Below are 15,796 nucleotides of genomic sequence, written 5' to 3' on the forward strand. Positions count from 1 at the left end.
CTGCCTCTCACTTGGCGAGTTCGGGCGCGTTCACGGCGGGCAGGTTCTTGGCCTTGAGCGCCTCGTTCAGCGGGCCGAAGTCGGCGAAGCCCTTCAGCGCGACGGCCGACTTGACCACGCCCGCCGTCACCGAGTCCTGCGCGAGCTGCGGGAACTCGGCCGGGATCGGGTCGGTGGTCAGCTCGATGCCGGAGAACGCGCGGTCGATGACGCCCTGGCTCAGGCTACTGCCGGCGAACTCCTTGAGAGCCCCGTTGACCACGGTCTTCGCCTCGGCCGGGTTGGCCTTGGCCCAGTCGATCGCGGCCAGCTCGCCCTTCAGGACGGCCTGGACGGTGTCCGGGTGCTGCTGCAGGAACTCACTGCGCACGATGACGACGGTGCTCGGGAAGCGGCCGCCCGGCCACAGCGTCTTCTCGTCGACCAGCACCTTCGCGCCGGCGTCGAGGACCAGCCGGGACGCCCACGGTTCGGGCAGCCAGCCGCCGTCGACCTCGCCCTTCTTGAAGGCGTCCAGGGTCTTCGGGTTGTCGAGGTTGGTGATCTTGACCTGGTCGGTCAGCTGCTTGCCGGCCAGGAACTTCTTGAGCGCGACGTCCTGGGTGTTGGCCAGCTGCGGCGTCGCGATGTTCTTGCCCTTGAGCTGCTCGACGCTGGTGATGTCGGGCTTGACGACCAGCTGCGCGCCCCCGGAGACGGCGCCGGAGATCAGCTGGATGGCGCCCTTCGACTTGGTGAAGGCGTTGATGGCCGGGCCGGAGCCGATGAAGGCGACGTCGAGGGAGCCGCCCAGCAGGGCGTTGACCTCTTCGGGGCCGGCGTTGAACGTCTGGGTGGTGAGCTTGGTCGAGCCGAGCTCGGCCTTGAAGAAGTCCTTCTTGACGCCGATCAGCGCGGGCGCGTGGGTGACGTTCGGGAAGAACCCGACCCGCACCTCCCCGGCGGTGCCCTGGTTCGCGGCCGGCGCGGTGCTGCTGTCCGCGCGGGTACAGCCGGCGAGCACGCCCACGGCGGTCAGCGCGGCGAGCGCGGAGGCCAGGAAGCGGTGATGGGTGCGCACGGCGGGGTCACCTTTCGGGGGTCGGTGTCGGGGCGAGGTTCGCACGGTCACCCACTGAGGCGCATAGCCATCCGCATCCCGGGAATTCTGGTGAGATTCCTTGACATCGGTGACGGTTGCGCCTAGTGACCGTTCGCCCAGCTCGGAGGTGGTGCGGGAGGCAGCATGGCGGGTCCGCGGCCCCCGGCGCGAGGGGTCCCGCGATGTGGGCACGGGAGTCGCGACGGCAGAAACCCGGCGGTTCGGACAACCTCCCGCGTCACCCGGACGTGGTATGGGTGACCACGAGAAAACGGGAGGGAAGCCATGACGAGCACCGCACACCGACGGGGCCAGGGGGTCGCCGGCGTCCGCGTGGCGCTGGTCGTGCTGTTCATCGGACTCGGCCAGGCGACGTTCGAGTGGTTCCGGTCACTCGGCATGGACGCGGTGACGAGCCTGGTCGTGTGGGCGATCCCGGTCGCCACCGGGGCGGCGGTGACGCTCGTCCTGTGGCTGGCTTCGGATCGGGCCTTCGCGCTGCGCAACTGGCTGCCGGTGGCGGTCAGCATCCCGGTTTACCTGGGTGGGGCCTTCGGGCTGGCCACTGGGACGGCGAGCCTGGTGGCTTCGGTGGTCACCGGAGTCGGGTTCGGGATCGCCGTGGTGGCCGTGGCCGGGGTGCTGCGGGCCCGGCGGGAGAACGTCGAAGCGCGGCGGTGACGGGGATCAAGCCGACGGCCTGAGGTTGCCGATGATCAGGCCGAGGGCGAACTCGAACCGGTCGTGCCCGGTGCCGGAGGTCAGCTCGGCGGCGTGACGCCGGGTCTGCGGGAACGTGTCGGCCGGGAGCGCGGTGAAGCGGCTCAGCAGTTCTTCGCGGCCGAGGACCCATTCGTCGTCCGGGTGTTTCCGCCGCCGCTGGACCAGCGACTGCTCCAGGGTGTACGCGCTGACGTAGAGAGACAGGGCGTCGAGGGCCCACGCGGCCGTCCGCGGTTCGATGCCCCCGGCGAGCAGGATCGCGAAGAGCCCTTCGCGAACCCGCAGCGCGTCGAGGTTGGTGGGGACCATGCCCAGCGCGGCCCGGGAAACACCGGGGTACTTCAAGTACTGGTCGCGGATCTGCGTGTACGCGTCAAGGAGCTGCGTCCGCCACGTGTCCGGGTCCGGTTCGGGCAGCACGATCTCGGCACAAAGCCTTCCGACGAGCAGGTCGTCCAGGTCGTCTTTGTTCACGATGTGGGCGTACAGCGACGACGGCCCGGTGCCGAGCACCGCGGCCACCCGCCGGATGGTCAGCGCGTCGTAGCCCTCGGTCGCCACGACCCGCAGCGCCGCGTCGGTGATCCGGTCGACCGTGATGGGTTTCTTCGGCGACGGGACGGCGGGGTCACCGGCGGCCTGGGCGTGCCGGGATGCCCGGCGCTGGCGCGGATCGGAGGGCATGCGGGCCACCCTAGCACTTGAAACGAACTAAGTTCGACTGGTAGAACTTAGTTCGTCCACGACGAACTAAGTTCTTGAGGTGCGAGATGCGCGTTGCCATCGCCGGAGCCGGACTGGGCGGTCTGTGCCTGGCGCAGGGCCTGCGCCAGGCCGGGATCGAGGCCGAGGTGCACGAGCGGGACCCGGCGATCACCGCGCGGTTCCAGGGTTACCGGCTCGTGCTGAGCCAGACCGGATTGACGGCGTTGCGAGGCTGTCTGCCCCGGCGCTGGCACGCGCTGCTGGAGGCGATCTCCGGCGACGCCTACGGCGAGCGGCTGGTCCTGGACCCGCGGCTGAACAAGATCGGCGAGCTCGGCCCCGGCCGGAGCGGGACCGTGATCGACCGGCACGTGCTCCGCCACCTGCTGCTGACCGGGCTCACCGTGCGCACCGGGGCCGCGCTGACCGGCTACGCCGTGCTGGCCGACGGGCGGGTCGAAGCCCGGTTCGCGCACGGCGACCCGGTCGCCGCCGACCTGCTCGTCGGGGCGGACGGCGTCGGCTCCGCGGTCCGCGCGGTGCTGGCACCGCGGACCACGCCGACCGACACCGGCGTCCGGTTCGTCATCGGCCGCACGCCGTTGACCGGGCAGTTCGCCGGACTGGCACGGGCGTTCGGCTCGAAGATCGCCGGAGACGGCGTGAGCCTGCTGCTCGGCGCGATGCGGTTCCGCACCCCGCCGAAGCGCGCGGCCGAAGAACTGGCGCCCGAGGTCGTCCTCCCCGACGTCGGGGACTAGGGCCTGTATCGAAGTCGTCTCGGGCTGGTTGAGCTGGTGTTGGGCGTGTCGGTGGCCGACATGGGTGAGGTCTCCGGTAGGTGGTTCGTCGACCAAGAAGAACCTGAACACCGGAGACCTCGTGGACACCCTAGCGGTGACGAGGCGGTTCGACCTGACCGACGAGCAGTGGGCGGCGCTGGAGCCGTTGCTGCCCGTGCCGTCACGGCCGGGTCGGCCGTCGTTGTGGAGCAGACGGCAGTTGATCGACGGGATCCGGTGGCGGGTGCGCACCGGCGCGCCGTGGCGGGACATGCCCGAGGGATATGGGTCCTGGGCAGCGGCTTATGGCCTGTTTCGGCGCTGGCAACGGGCTGGTGTCTGGCAGCAGATTCTGACCGCGTTGCAGGCTCTGGCCGAGGCGGCAGGGCGGATCACGTGGGATGTCAGCGTGGATTCCACGATCGCGCGGGCGCATCAGCATGCGGCGGGTGCGCGGAAAAGGGGGATCTGCAGGCCGAGCCACCGGGCGGGGTCACCGTCGAGCCGGAGGATCATGCGTTGGGCCGGTCGCGGGGCGGCTTGACCACGAAAGTGCATCTGGGGTGTGAGCAGGGGCAGAAGCCGTTGTCGATCGTGCTGACCGCCGGCCAGCGTGGCGACAGCCCGCAGTTCATTCCGGTCCTGGCCGGGATCCGGGTGCCCCGACCGGCCGGTGGGCGGCCGCGGACACGTCCTGATCGGGTCCTTGCGGACAAGGCCTACACCTCGAAAGCCAACCGTGCTCACCTGCGCGGTCGCGGGATCAAGGCGACCATTCCGAGCAAGACCGACCAGGATGCGCATCGCAAGGCCAAGGGGTCGAAGGGCGGCCGGCCACCGGCCTTCGACCCCGAAATCTACAAGCAGCGGCACGCGGTCGAGTGCGGCATCAACCGACTCAAACGCCACCGTGGGGTGGCCACCCGCTACGACAAACTCGCCGTCCGCTACGAAGCCACCGTCCACGTCGCCGCGATCAACGAATGGCTCTGACCCACTTCGATACACGCCCTACGTGCGCTGGGCCATGATCCTGCCGCCGGACGGCCCGGCCGGCACGCTCTCCCCGCGGGAGTCCGTCCTGTCCCGGATCGAGGGCTGGCACCCGGACCTGCGAGCGCTCGTCGAGCAGTCCGATCCGGACAACAGCACGCTGCTGTCCATCCGGGTGGTGGAGCCCGGCGAGCGCTGGGCGCCCGGCCCGGTCACGCTGCTCGGCGACGCCATCCACGCCACCTCCCCGACCGGCGGCAACGGCGCGAACACCGCCCTGCGCGACGCGGACCTGCTGCGCCGTTGCCTGACCGAGGGTCGCCGGGATTTCCTCGGCGCGGTCGGCGACTACGAACGGCAGATGTTCGAGTACGGCGCCGAGGCCGTCCGGCACAGCCTCGACGCGCTCCCCGCCTACGTCCCCCGAGCCGAGCCCGCCTGACCTCGTCCGCCTTCCGGTCAGCGGCGCAGGAGCAAAGACACGTCGCCGAACTCGTGCCACAGGTACCGGCGCTCGACCGCCGCGTCGTACGCGGCCTGGACCAGCGACCGGCCCGCCACCGCCTCCAGCAGCAGCAGATGCGAGGCCTCCGGAGCGTGCAGCCCGGTGACGATCCCGTCCACCACCGAAGCCGGACGCTCCGGCCCCAGCACCAGATTCGTCCACCCCTCGGCCGCGCGGACCACGCCGTCCGAGACCGAGGACTCCAGCGCCCGTGCCGCCGTCGTGCCGACCGCGATCACCCGGCCGCCGCGGTCGCGGACCCACGACACCAGCGCCGCCGTCGTGGGCGGCACCCGGAACCGCTCGGCCTGCGGTGGCTCGCCTGCCTCCGGCGATGACACCCCCGTGTGCAACAGCAGCGGCGCGAACAACACTCCTTCGGAAACCAGCCGCGTCACCAGCTCCGCCGTGAACGGGCGAGCCGCGGACGGCATCTCCGCGCTGCCCGGCTCGCGGGCGAACACCGTCTGGTAGTCCGAAATCGGCCACGCTCGCGGCACGTACCCGTAGCGGATCGGGCGGCCCGTCGCCGTCAGGTAGCCCGTCACGCTGCCCTCGACCGCCACCTCCGCGCGCCACAACCTCGCCGCGCCCGGGTCGGCGGGAGCCAGCAACGTCAGCGATGCCCCGCCCGGCAGCTCCAGGCGCTCGCCCGCGCGGCCGTCCAGCACCGGCCCGCCCGGCGCGCGCAGCTCCACGATCCACGAACCGTCGTCGAGTTCCGTCGCGAAGTGGACCAGCACCGGGCGTCCGGCGCGCTGGGCCTCGACCGCCGCCGGAAGCGTGCCCGATGTGTTGACCACCAAGAGGTCGCCGGGGTGGAGGTGGTCGCCCAGCGACGAGAACACCGTGTGGTGGACTGCCGATGGGGAAGCCACCAGCAGCCGGACCTCGTCGCGGGCCAGGCCGCGGGCCTCGGGCGGGGCCGAGGCCGACAGCTCCTCCGGCAGGTCGAACCGGATGTTCATGCCGCCACCGTCAGGTCGGCGGCGCGGTAGCGGCCGCTCGGCGGGCGCTCGTCCAGCAACCGCAGGAACGCCGGGACCGCCGTCTCCGGCAACGGCCGGTCCGAGATGTCCTCGCCCGGGAACGCGCGCTGGTGCATCGCCGTGCGCAGGTCACCCGGGTCCACCGCGTACACCGCCAGCTCCGGGTGCTCCACCCCGAGCACCGCCGTGACGTGGTCGAGCGCGGCCTTCGCGGACCCGTAGCCGCCCCAGCCTTCGTACGCTTCGACCGCGGCGTCGGAGCTGATGTTCACGATCGTGCCGCGCGCTTCCGTCAGAGCGGGCAGCAGGAGCTGGGTCAGCGCCAGCGGCGCGAAGACGTTGACGCGGTAGACGTTTTCCAGTTCCGCCAAGGGATAGCGGGACAGCGGCGGCAGCGGGCTGACGCCGAGCGAGCTGGCGTTGTTGACCAGCAGGTCGGGTGCCGGGCAGGCGTCGGCCAGTGCGGCGCGGTGCGCCGGGTCGGCGACGTCGCCGGGCACGGCCGTGAAGCCGATCTCCCGGGCGGCTCCGGCCAACGCGGCCGCGTCGCGGGCGTCGCCGATGACCGTCCACTGTCGACTCACCAGGGCGGCCGCCAGTGCTCGGCCGAGCCCGGCGGACGCGCCGGTGACGAGTGCGGTGGGCATGGTTCCTCCTTCGAGGGCTACCCCACCATCGTGAAACCTCTACATTACTTGAGGTCAACCACGCGCCGGAGCGGGAAGTACGCTGCCAGCGAAACCACCAGGCCGACGTAGTACGCGAGGTCCGCGCCGTGCAGGGCCGCCGCGACCGGCCCCTTGTAGAGGGACGTGTTCATGAACGGCACCGCCGCGCCGAACCCGAGCACGAACGCCACCAGCGCCGCCCACGGGCGGACCGGGACCGACTCCAGGACGTCCACGCGCCGGCCACCGCGGGTGCGCGCGAGCCAGTCCGGGATGACCACGCCGAGGAACGGCGGGATCCAGTAGCTGACGAACAAAAGCACGTTCTCGAACTTCGCCGACAGGTCGCCGCTGTGCATCCAGAGGATCAGCGCGAACGCGAGCACCGTGACGACCACCGCCGACACCGGGCGCCGCAGCCGGACGCCGACCGTCTGCAGCGCCAGCGAGCCGCTGTAGTCGTTCATGGCGTTCGAAGACACCGCCGCCAGCGCGATCACCGCCAGCGCCAGCGCGCCGAGGAACCCGCCGCCGAGCAGGTGCGCGACGCCGGACGCCGTCTGGTCGCCCAGCGACGACCCCAGCGCGAGGCCGAGTCCTTCGCCGATCGCGTACGACGCGACGAGACCCAGCAGGGTCGCCCAGAAGACGCCGCGCGAAGACGTCGTGGCGGGCAGGTAGCGGCTGAAGTCCGAGGCGTAGGGCGCCCAGGAGATCGCCAGCGACAACGCGATCGTCGTGAACAGCACGATCCCGCCCGCGAGGTCGGCACCCGACGCCGTGTCGGCCGTGGCGATCGGGTGTCCGGAAAGGACTTTCACGGCGAGCGCGGCGAACGCGAGCACCAGCAGCACGCTCATCACCGCCTGCACGCGGTGGATCAGCGCGTACCCGAACACGCCCAGCGCGCACTGCAGCACCAGCACGATCAGCACCGCCGCCCAGAACGGCAGCCCGGTCAGCTCGGCCAGCGCCTCGCCGCCGAAGAGCCCGACCAGCGCGTCCCAGGCGATCGAGCCGAGCCACTGCACCAGGCCCGGCAGCACCACGCCGGCGCCGAACGGCAGCCGCGCCAGGGGCAGCTGCCCGGTGCCGGTGCGCGGCCCCCACGTCGACAGGTACGCCACCGGCAGCGAGCCCAGCACCGTCCCGGCGAGCATCGCGGCCAGCCCGGTCCAGAAGCCGAGGCCGAGCGACGCGGCGAGCGTGCCGGTGAACACCGCCGTCATCGTCAGGTTCGGCGCGAACCACACGCTGAACAGCCGCCACGGCCGCCCGAACCGGTTGCCCTCCGGCACCGGCTTGATGCCGTGGGTTTCGATCGCCAGGTCACGGCCGCCCGCGGGCATCCGCCCGCCGAAGACCTCGGCACCCAGTCCGTTCATGTGCTGCCTCCTGTCCCGGGTCACCCTAAAGCGCACCCGCGCGGTGTAACGCGACGGCCCGAACGGGCGAATCACGGTTAGCCGTTGCCGGACCGCCGCGCGCTCCCGCCAGGATTGCCCGGAGCGAGGCACACCCCCGGGAGGCAGCTCGGTGCAGCAGCCGCGGACGCTCGCGATGACCGGCCTGCTCGGGGCCGGGTTCGCGCTGGGCGTCATCGCGGTGACGCTGAAAGCGGCCGAAGGCAGCCATTCCGGGCTCGACACCGCGCTCAGCGCCGCCACCGGGTTCCTTTTCCTGCTCGCGGGCGCGGTCGCGCACGTGCGGCGCCCGGCCAACCCGATCGGCGTGCTCATCGCGCTCGCCGGGGTCGCCCTCTTCCTCGAAGACCTGCAGTTCACCCGGAACCCGGTGCTGTACACGATCGCGGTGCCGCTGCGGGCCGCGTCCAGCCCGGTGATCGCGCACCTGGTGCTCGCGTTCCCGCACGGCCGGCTGCGCTCGCGGTGGGAACGGCTGCTCGTCGGCGCGGCCTACGCGGTGGTGCTCGGCTCGGGCGTGGTCGGGCTGCTGTACAACGACGACCCGCGCGACCTGCTGGCGATCTCGCCCGACTCGGTCGGTGGCGCGGTCGCCGACCGCGCGCTGGAGCTGGCCGCGACGGCGATCAGCGCCGGGGTGGTCGTCGTGCTGCTCTACCGGTGGCTGACCGGGCGGCTGCCGCAGCGGCGCCTGCTGTCGCCGGTGATCGTCATCGCCCTGTTCGGCGCGCTGACCTCGGGCGTGGGCACCGCGCTCGGCGACGCGCACCCGCTGTCGGCCCCGCTGCTGCAGGCTTACCGGATCCTGTTCTGCCTGTGGCCGCTGGCGTTCCTGGCCGGGGTGCTGCGCGCCCGCGTCGGCAACGCCGAGATGATCCGGCTGCTGCTCGAACGCGACGGCACCGGGCTGGCCGCGCTCGTGCAGGACGACGAGGTGTGGAAGGACAGCCGGTCGATCGACGCGCTGAACGCGGCGGCCGGGCTGGTGCTCGACAACCAGCGGCTCGCGGCCGAGCTGGAGCAGCGGCTGACGGAGGTGCGGGCGTCCCGGGCGCGGCTCGTCGCGGCCGGCGACGAGGAGCGGCGGCGGCTCGAGCGCGACCTCCACGACGGCGCCCAGCAGCGGCTGGTCAGCGTCGTGCTGCTGCTGCGGATGGCCGGGCGCCGGTACGGCGACGAGCTGCCGCCGGAGGTCCGGAAGCTGCTGGCCGGCACGGTCGACGAGCTGCAGACGGCCATCACCGAGCTGCGGGAGCTGGCCCGCGGCATCCGCCCGGCGATCCTCACCGAGGCGGGCCTGGTCGCGGCGGTCCGGTCACTGGCCGACCGCATCCCGATGGACGTGGTGCTGACCGTCGGCACGGTGCCCCGCCTGGACTCGGCCGTCGAGGCGACGGCGTACTTCGTGACGTCGGAGGCGTTGACGAACGCCTTGAAGCACGCGCAGACCGAGCACGTGGCCGTCCGGATCGCGGTCGAGGGCGCCGAGCTGCGGGTCGAGGTGACCGACCCGGGGGTCGGCGGCGCCGACGTCGAGGGCGGCACCGGCCTGGCCGGGCTCCGCGACCGCGTCCAAGCCCTGGGTGGCGAGCTGAACGTCCGCAGCGGCCCCGGCGGCACCACGGTCTGCGCCGTCATCCCCCTGGCCGAAAAGCCGTGAAGGCCACCTCGGGGAGTGCCCCGAGGTGGCCTTCACGGAGTGCGAACTAGACGAGGAGCAGGAACAGCAGGCCGCTCGGCGCGCCGAGGCCCGTCACGTCGTCGTAGCCCGGGGCGGTGTGGATGGTCAGGCCCTGGTAGTCCAGGGTGCGGACCGAGTGGAGCAGGCCGTCCGTGGCGTCGACCGAGTTCGCGTAGTCGACGCGGGCGACCGCGCCGTCCACGTGCTTCACGTCGTTGATCGCGCGGCTGCCCGAACCCAGCTTGTAGATCACCGGGTTGATGAAGCCGTGGTGGAAGTGGTCGAGGCTGTCGGCCACCGCCATGATCCCGGCGAACACCGGCGACGCGAGGCTCGTGCCGCCGATCCGGTACTGGTCGTAGTAGGCGCCGTCCGGGAAGGTCTGCGTCTGCCCGACCAGGAAGCCGGTGTTCGGGTCGCCGACCGCGGAGATGTCCGGGACGACGCGGCCCTTCTTGTGCCCCTTCTGGTTCTTCGTCGCCAGCGCGTCCGGCACGACGCCCTTCTGGTAGAAGGGCTGCTCGAACAGGCGGCTCGTGCCGCCACCGGAACCGCTGGTGTAGGCGGCGGGACCGTAGACGCCGTTGGTGAGCGTCGACTTGCTGGTCTCCCAGCCGGTCTCGAAGATCCGCTTGCCGTCCTTGCCGATCGCGATGGACGTGCCACCGACCGCGGTGATCCACGGCGCCGAGGCGGAGAAGTCCGGCGACGGCGTGCCGAGGCGCGCGACCTCGTCGCCGTTGTCACCGGAGGAGAAGTAGACGCCGATGCCCTCCATGACCGCCTGCAGCGAGATCTGGTTGAACACCTTGACCTCGTCGGCCGGGATGTCCTCGCCGGTGTCGCCGTAGGAGTTCGACACGATGTCGGCCTTGTGGCCGGCGATCACGTAGTTCAGCGCGACGTCGAGGGCGTTGTCCTCGCAGGACTCGCCGCCGACGTACAGGATGTCCGCGCCCGGCGCGAGACCGTGGGCGGCCTCGACGTCGAGGGTCTCCTCGCCGTACCAGCCCGCCGCGTCGCACTGGTCCGGCGGCTCGAGGACCGGGTTCGCCGGGAAGACGTGCTGCGAGAACTGGCTCTGCTTCAGCGGGTGCGCCGGGTCGTTCTTCTGCGCGTAGGTGCTCGCGTCGGCGTAGATGGTCGGCGAGGCGAACGCGTCCACGATGGCGATCGTGGTGCCCTTGCCGTCCGCGCCGACCTTGTCGACGCCGTAGGCCGAGCGCAGCTGGGCCGGGGTGTAGCCGCACGGCGCGTACGGCACCTGCTTGCCGTTGTACGCCGGGTCGGTCGTGTCGACCTTCTCGCCGTAGTACGCGCTGCACGGCGGCGCGTTGCGGAAGCCGGGGCCGGGGGCGACGTCGGACGGCGTCCCGGAACCGGTGGCGTGGTCGGGCTTGAACAGGTTGGTCGCCTGGTCGACCCCGACGACGCCGAGGACGTCGGCGGCCAGGTTCGACGGCACCGACAGGTTCTTGTCGGCGGCCCGCAGGGTCTGGCCCTTGACCTTGTACTTGCCCAGCTTGACGGAGAACGCCTTCTGCGTCTGGTCGGCGGTGCCGGTGGCTTCGACGTAGGCGCGGTTCGACGGCACCTCGCCGATGCTGAAGCCGTTGCCGGACAGCCACGCCTTGACGGCGTCGACCGTGGCGTCGCTGGCGGCGAACCGGTCGCGCACCTGGTCGGGGCTGAGGTACTGGCGGTAGGCCGGGCTGTCCGGATCGGACACGGCCTGCGCCAGCGCTTCGGCACCGGCGTTGTCGCGCTGGTTCAGGTAAACCCGGAAGCTCAGCTTCGCGGCGGGCGCGGTGTCGGCGACCTTCGCCTGCGCGTTGGCCCACAACGGGTGCGACTGCGGAATGTCGGAACGCCCCTGCGCCGACGCCGTGGCCGGCACGGCCGCGGTGAGACCACCCACCACCGCGAGCGAAAGGAGCAGGGTGGAGCTTCTTCGCACAGAAATCTCCCTCTTCGAATGCGGCCCCGGAGTGAACGGGCCCGGAACACCGGACGAGACTAGATCGGTGTTCCGCTCGCGGGGAAGTGCTTGCGGAACCGTTATCTGGGCGGGCATTCACGAGCCGGGACGGGTGGCGCGGAAATCCGATTTGTCACCCGGAAAACGCGAGGAATGCTCCGCGATGTGCATTACGTCCGATTCGCCGTGGTATTGCGGACCACGCCGGAGCGGCGCCTGCCACCTACTAAAGTCGGATGCTCTGTCCACTCCGGACAGTGCGGGACATGGCGGTACTTCGGCCGTCAAGCCCGGGCGGCGAGCTCGCGGTCCACCGAGGCCGGCGAGAAGACGCTTTCGACGACCATCGCCACCGCTCCCCCGAGCGCTTCGCCGCGGCCGCCGATCTCGACGCGCAGACGTTGGGTCGCCCGCGGCAGCGCCAGCTTGTAAAGCACTTCGCGAACTCCGGCGACGAAGTGCGGCTCGGCGAGGTCTCCGGCGATCACCAGCACCCCCGGGTTGACCACGCAAACGAGCGTCGCGAGGACCTCCCCCACCTGGCGCCCGGCGAACTCCGCGAGCCGCACCGCCTCGGGCTCCCCGGCCAGGATCCGGTCGCGGACCCCCGAACCCGACGTCGTCGGCAGGCCCAGCTCGGTCAGCCGCGCGGCGAGCGCGCCACCACCGGCGACCGCGGCGAGACAGCCGTGGGAACCGCACAGGCACCGCGCCTCGGGGTAACCCGGCAGCCGGATGTGCCCGATGTCGCCCGCGCCGCCGTCGATCCCGCGGTAGACCTCGCCGCCGATCACCAGCCCGGCACCGATCCCGGTGGACACCTTGACCGCCACCAGCGCGGCCGCGTCCGGGAACCGGGTGCGGTGCTCGCCGAGCGCCAGCAGGTTCGCGTCGTTGTCGACCAGCACCGGGGCAGCGAAGCGGGGGCCGAGGAAGGCGTCGATCGGGTAGCCGTCCCAGCCGGGCATGATCGGCGGCCGCGTCACGTGGGCGTGGCCGGGTTCGACCGGGCCCGGCACGGACAGGCCGATGCCGCACACCGGCCGGTCCGCCTCGGCCAGCATCGCCTCGAACCACGCCGCGATCCGGCCCAGCACCGGCTCCGGGCCGTCGGCGACGCGCAGTTCCCCTTCGCGGTGGGCCAGCCGCCGTCCGGACAGGTCGGTGAGCGCGGCTTCGGCGTGCGTCGTGTCGATGCTGGCGGCGAGCACGACGGCGTGCCGGTCGTCGAACCGCAGGTGGCGCGCGGGACGGCCGCCGGTCGAGTCCTCCTGGCCGCCCTCGGCCAGCAGCCCGGCCGCCTGGAGCTGGTCGAGCCGCGCGGTCAGCGTCGAGCGCGACAGCCCGCTGCGCTCCTGGAGGGCCTTGCGGGTGGTCGCCTGCCCCGTCCGGACCAGCCGCAGCAGCTCTCCCGCGCTGGTCGGCGTGGTCATGGCGGCTCCTTCGGACTTTTGTCCATTGACAATACACAAGATGGAGATAGATTGGACATATGGACGTAACACGAGCCACGGCCGTCCTCGACGCCAACTGGCTCGGGACGTCGACCGTGCCGTCGCGGGCGCTCTACCCGCACCAGTGGAGCTGGGACTCCGCGTTCATCGCGATCGGCCTGCGCCACCGCTCGCCCGCGCGGGCCCGGCGTGAGCTGGTGACGCTGTTTTCGGCGCAGTGGCCCGACGGCCGCGTCCCGCACATCGTCTTCGACCCCGCCACCCCGCCGGAGGCGTACTTCCCGGGCCCGGGGTTCTGGCGCGCCGGGCGGACGTCGGGGATCGTCCAGGCACCGGTGCACGCGCGGGCGGTGCTGGCGGTGCACGAAGCCGAGCCCGACCGCGCGTTCCTCGCCGAGCTGTACCCGAAGCTGGTGGCGTGGCACGAGTACCTGCGCGGGAAGCGCGACTTCGGCGGCCACGGGCTGGCGGCGATCGTGCACCCGTGGGAGTCCGGGATGGACAACAGCCCAGCGTGGGACGGCCCGCTCTCGCGCGTCCCGCCCGCCGCCGGGTTCGTCCGCCGCGACCTCGAGCACGGCCACGCGGCGGACCGCCCGAGCGACGAGGACTACGGCCGGTACGTCCGGCTCGCCGCGGACTACCGGGACAGCGACTACACCGACGGCGGCGCGTTCGTCGTCGAGGACCCGGGCTTCAACGCGCTGCTGGCCGACGCCGAACTGGCGCTGGCCGAGATCGCCGAGCGGCTCGGCCTGCCGTCGGACGCCCACCGCGAAGCCGCGGCGCGCGTCGCGAAGGCGTTGCAGGAGACGTTGTGGCACAACGGTTTCTTCTTCGCGCGTGACGTCCGGACCGGTTCGCTGACGCCGCAGTACACGTGCGCCGGGCTGCTGCCGCTGGTGCTGCCGGACCTGGCCGTCGCCCCGGCGCTGCTGGCGACGGCCACCGGCCCGCGGTTCGGCCTCGGCCGCGTCCACGGCGTCCCGAGCTACGACCTGACGGCGCCGGACTTCGACCCGGGCCGCTACTGGCGCGGCCCGTCGTGGTTCAACATCGGCTGGCTGGTCCGGCAGGGGCTGCTGCACCACGGCGAGCACGCACTGGCGGAGCGGCTGCGTACGGATCTGCTCGAAACGGCGGCGGCGACGGACTTCGCCGAGTACTGCGACCCGCTCACCGGCACCGGTCACGGCACCCGGTCGTTCAGCTGGACCGCCGCGGTGACGCTCGACCTGGCTCAGCCCGCGTAGTCCGAGGCGAACGACCTCCAGTGGTCTGGTCCACCCGGAGCGATACTCCTGCCGTGGCGAACGAGTCAAGACTGAGATCCGATGTGTGGGTACCGTTTCGCTGGCCGGTACACGGAATTTGCGGCCATTCGAGTCAAGTATCTGATATATGAGCGAAGAGGTCTGATCTCTCTTGACTCGATCTCCGCAGGGCGAGTACATCTTCTCCCCGGAGAGCGCTTTCGCTCGACGACCACCGCTCCGGCGACACGGGCAGCACGCCGCGCCCCAGAGCCGGCCGGGATGCCGACGGACGGCGGATCGGCATCCCGGCCACCCTCACTGTGACCGCGTCGCGGGGCCAGTGCACGAAAGGACGACGCATGTCCGAGCACCCCCTTCGCCCGACCCGGCGCGCGGTCCTGGCCGGCACCCTCGGTGCCCTCGGCGCGCTCGCCGCGGCGGGGCCCGTCGCGCGGGCGGCTGACCGGCTGCCCCCGGTCGGCGGCGCGGCCCCGCCGACCGACTGGTCCCGGGCCGTCATCGACTCGACCATGAAGCGGTACACGCCGGACAAGCTCGGCGGCTGGGGCTACACCCTCGGGCTGTACCTCTACGGCCAGTACCTGTTCTACAAACGCGTCGGCGAGAAGAAGTACCTCGACTACGTCGTCGCCTGGTACGACCGCTTCATCACCGACAGCGGCATCTCGAACAGCTTCACCAACCTCGACGCGATGCGCTCGTGTCAGATGCTGCCCCTCCTGCACGCGGAAACCGGCCGCACGAAATACAAGACCGCGGCCGACCAGCTGCGCAAGCGGTTCCCCGCCTACCCCCGCACGTCCGACGGCGGCATGTTCCACGCCACGAGCAAGGTCGGCCAGCTGTGGGGCGACGGCGTGTACATGGCCCAGCCCTTCCTGGCCCTCTACGGCGCGGCCTACGGCGACGGCGCGTACTGCTTCGAAGAGGCGGCGAAGAACCTCGTCGTCTACTTCGGACACTTGCGCGAGCCGGCGAAGGGCCTGCTGTACCACGCTTACGACGAAGACGGCTCCGAGTCGTGGGCGTCCGGCGCCGGGCACCACTCGAAGTACCACTGGGCCCGCGCGATCGGCTGGTTCGGCATGGCCGCGATCGACATCCTCGAGGTGCTCCCGGCCGACCACCCGCGGCGGGCCGCGCTCGTCGACATCGTGCGCTTCCTGGCCGCGGGCTACCAGCGGTACCAGGACCCGGCCACGGGCCGCTGGCACCAGGTCGTCGACCGCGGCGGCGACCCGAAGAACTGGCTGGAGACGTCGGCGTCGTCGATGTACACGTTCACCCTCGCCCGCGGCGTCCAGCGCGGCTACCTGCCGTCGTCGTACCAGGCGGTGGCGGACCGCGGTTACGAAGGCGTCTTGAAGAAGGTGTCGGTCGGCTCGGACGGCCTGACGAACATCACCGATATCTGCGAAGGCACCAACGTCGGCGACCTTTCCTACTACTACGCGCGGGCCCGCCGGACCAACGACTTCCACGGCCTCGGCGCGTTCCTGATCATGAACGAGCAGTTCTCGCACTAGACCACCCGGC

General features: G+C 71.6%; 14 protein-coding genes. 7 read left to right on the forward strand and 7 right to left on the reverse strand.

From position 1 onward, the window contains the following. Window positions 1-7: 7 nt before the first annotated feature. Window positions 8-1,060 (reverse strand): ABC transporter substrate-binding protein, encoded by a 1,053-nt coding sequence (locus QP939_RS03215; RefSeq protein ID WP_285455015.1) that lies wholly within the window; start codon window positions 1,058-1,060, stop codon window positions 8-10. Between the two features lie 306 nt (window positions 1,061-1,366). Between QP939_RS03215 and QP939_RS03220 the strand changes: the two genes are divergently transcribed. After that, window positions 1,367-1,762: a hypothetical protein gene (locus QP939_RS03220; protein ID WP_285455016.1), complete on the forward strand. Its 396-nt coding sequence runs from the start codon at window positions 1,367-1,369 to the stop codon at window positions 1,760-1,762. 6 nt (window positions 1,763-1,768) lie between these two features. Here the strand turns inward: QP939_RS03220 and QP939_RS03225 are convergent, their stop codons facing one another. Further along, window positions 1,769-2,488, reverse strand: a complete 720-nt coding sequence (locus QP939_RS03225; protein WP_285455017.1) for a TetR/AcrR family transcriptional regulator — start codon at window positions 2,486-2,488, stop codon at window positions 1,769-1,771. Window positions 2,489-2,574: 86 nt separating this feature from the next. On the opposite strand from QP939_RS03225, the gene QP939_RS03230 reads away from it, so the two are divergent. From QP939_RS03230 to QP939_RS03240, 3 genes are all read left to right on the forward strand, one after another. Continuing rightward, a complete protein-coding gene (locus tag QP939_RS03230) occupies window positions 2,575-3,270 on the forward strand; it encodes an FAD-dependent oxidoreductase (protein WP_285455018.1) in 696 nt (231 codons plus the stop codon). Window positions 3,271-3,406: 136 nt separating this feature from the next. Further along, a protein-coding gene (locus QP939_RS03235; protein ID WP_285459629.1) for an IS5 family transposase occupies window positions 3,407-4,284 on the forward strand; the annotation gives its coding sequence in 2 pieces (ribosomal slippage) (window positions 3,407-3,800 and window positions 3,800-4,284; 879 coding nt in all). 22 nt (window positions 4,285-4,306) lie between these two features. Then, window positions 4,307-4,726, forward strand: coding sequence for an FAD-dependent oxidoreductase (locus tag QP939_RS03240; protein ID WP_285455019.1), 420 nt, complete (start codon window positions 4,307-4,309; stop codon window positions 4,724-4,726). Window positions 4,727-4,743: 17 nt separating this feature from the next. On the opposite strand, the gene QP939_RS03245 is transcribed toward QP939_RS03240, so the two are convergent. Genes QP939_RS03245 through QP939_RS03255 form a run of 3 tightly spaced genes read right to left on the reverse strand, consistent with a single transcriptional unit; the run spans window position 4,744 to window position 7,831 of the window. Then, a complete protein-coding gene (locus QP939_RS03245; RefSeq protein ID WP_285455020.1) occupies window positions 4,744-5,757 on the reverse strand; it encodes an S-adenosylmethionine:tRNA ribosyltransferase-isomerase in 1,014 nt (337 codons plus the stop codon). After that, the gene (locus tag QP939_RS03250) at window positions 5,754-6,425 is read right to left on the reverse strand and encodes an SDR family NAD(P)-dependent oxidoreductase (protein WP_285455021.1); all 672 of its coding nucleotides are present in this window, start codon (window positions 6,423-6,425) and stop codon (window positions 5,754-5,756) included. Before QP939_RS03250 ends, QP939_RS03245 begins: the two co-directional genes overlap by 4 nt. Window positions 6,426-6,469: 44 nt before the next feature. After that, window positions 6,470-7,831 carry a purine-cytosine permease family protein gene (locus tag QP939_RS03255; RefSeq protein WP_285455022.1) on the reverse strand — a complete coding sequence of 454 codons (1,362 nt, stop codon included), beginning with the start codon at window positions 7,829-7,831 and terminating at the stop codon, window positions 6,470-6,472. Between the two features lie 151 nt (window positions 7,832-7,982). On the opposite strand from QP939_RS03255, the gene QP939_RS03260 reads away from it, so the two are divergent. After that, the gene (locus tag QP939_RS03260; protein ID WP_285455023.1) at window positions 7,983-9,530 is read left to right on the forward strand and encodes a sensor histidine kinase; all 1,548 of its coding nucleotides are present in this window, start codon (window positions 7,983-7,985) and stop codon (window positions 9,528-9,530) included. A gap of 46 nt (window positions 9,531-9,576) precedes the next feature. On the opposite strand, the gene QP939_RS03265 is transcribed toward QP939_RS03260, so the two are convergent. Next, on the reverse strand, window positions 9,577-11,508 hold the full coding sequence (locus tag QP939_RS03265) for a S53 family peptidase (RefSeq protein WP_285455024.1): 1,932 nt from the start codon (window positions 11,506-11,508) through the stop codon (window positions 9,577-9,579). Window positions 11,509-11,813: 305 nt separating this feature from the next. Continuing rightward, window positions 11,814-12,962, reverse strand: a complete 1,149-nt coding sequence (locus QP939_RS03270; protein ID WP_285455025.1) for an ROK family transcriptional regulator — start codon at window positions 12,960-12,962, stop codon at window positions 11,814-11,816. Between the two features lie 59 nt (window positions 12,963-13,021). Here QP939_RS03270 and QP939_RS03275 point away from each other — a divergent pair, with 59 nt between their 5' ends. Both QP939_RS03275 and QP939_RS03280 read left to right on the forward strand, forming a co-directional pair. Next, window positions 13,022-14,236 (forward strand): amylo-alpha-1,6-glucosidase, encoded by a 1,215-nt coding sequence (locus QP939_RS03275; protein WP_285455026.1) that lies wholly within the window; start codon window positions 13,022-13,024, stop codon window positions 14,234-14,236. A gap of 362 nt (window positions 14,237-14,598) precedes the next feature. After that, entirely contained in the window at window positions 14,599-15,786 is a 1,188-nt protein-coding gene (locus QP939_RS03280; RefSeq protein WP_285455027.1) for a glycoside hydrolase family 88/105 protein, read from the forward strand. Window positions 15,787-15,796: the final 10 nt, after the last annotated feature.

The organism is Amycolatopsis nalaikhensis, assembly GCF_030264295.1.
GTDB classification, from domain to species: domain Bacteria; phylum Actinomycetota; class Actinomycetes; order Mycobacteriales; family Pseudonocardiaceae; genus Amycolatopsis; species Amycolatopsis nalaikhensis.

Excerpts from the sequence above, each read along its gene's own strand:
- QP939_RS03275 (WP_285455026.1), top strand. The coding sequence starts at position 13,022 with ATGGACGTAACACGAGCCACGGCCGTCCTCGACGCCAACTGGCTCGGG.
- QP939_RS03225 (WP_285455017.1), bottom strand. The coding sequence starts at position 2,488 with ATGCCCTCCGATCCGCGCCAGCGCCGGGCATCCCGGCACGCCCAGGCC.
- QP939_RS03230 (WP_285455018.1), top strand. The coding sequence starts at position 2,575 with ATGCGCGTTGCCATCGCCGGAGCCGGACTGGGCGGTCTGTGCCTGGCG.
- QP939_RS03270 (WP_285455025.1), bottom strand. The coding sequence starts at position 12,962 with ATGACCACGCCGACCAGCGCGGGAGAGCTGCTGCGGCTGGTCCGGACG.
- QP939_RS03250 (WP_285455021.1), bottom strand. The coding sequence starts at position 6,425 with ATGCCCACCGCACTCGTCACCGGCGCGTCCGCCGGGCTCGGCCGAGCA.
- QP939_RS03255 (WP_285455022.1), bottom strand. The coding sequence starts at position 7,831 with ATGAACGGACTGGGTGCCGAGGTCTTCGGCGGGCGGATGCCCGCGGGC.
- QP939_RS03280 (WP_285455027.1), top strand. The coding sequence starts at position 14,599 with ATGTCCGAGCACCCCCTTCGCCCGACCCGGCGCGCGGTCCTGGCCGGC.
- QP939_RS03220 (WP_285455016.1), top strand. The coding sequence starts at position 1,367 with ATGACGAGCACCGCACACCGACGGGGCCAGGGGGTCGCCGGCGTCCGC.
- QP939_RS03245 (WP_285455020.1), bottom strand. The coding sequence starts at position 5,757 with ATGAACATCCGGTTCGACCTGCCGGAGGAGCTGTCGGCCTCGGCCCCG.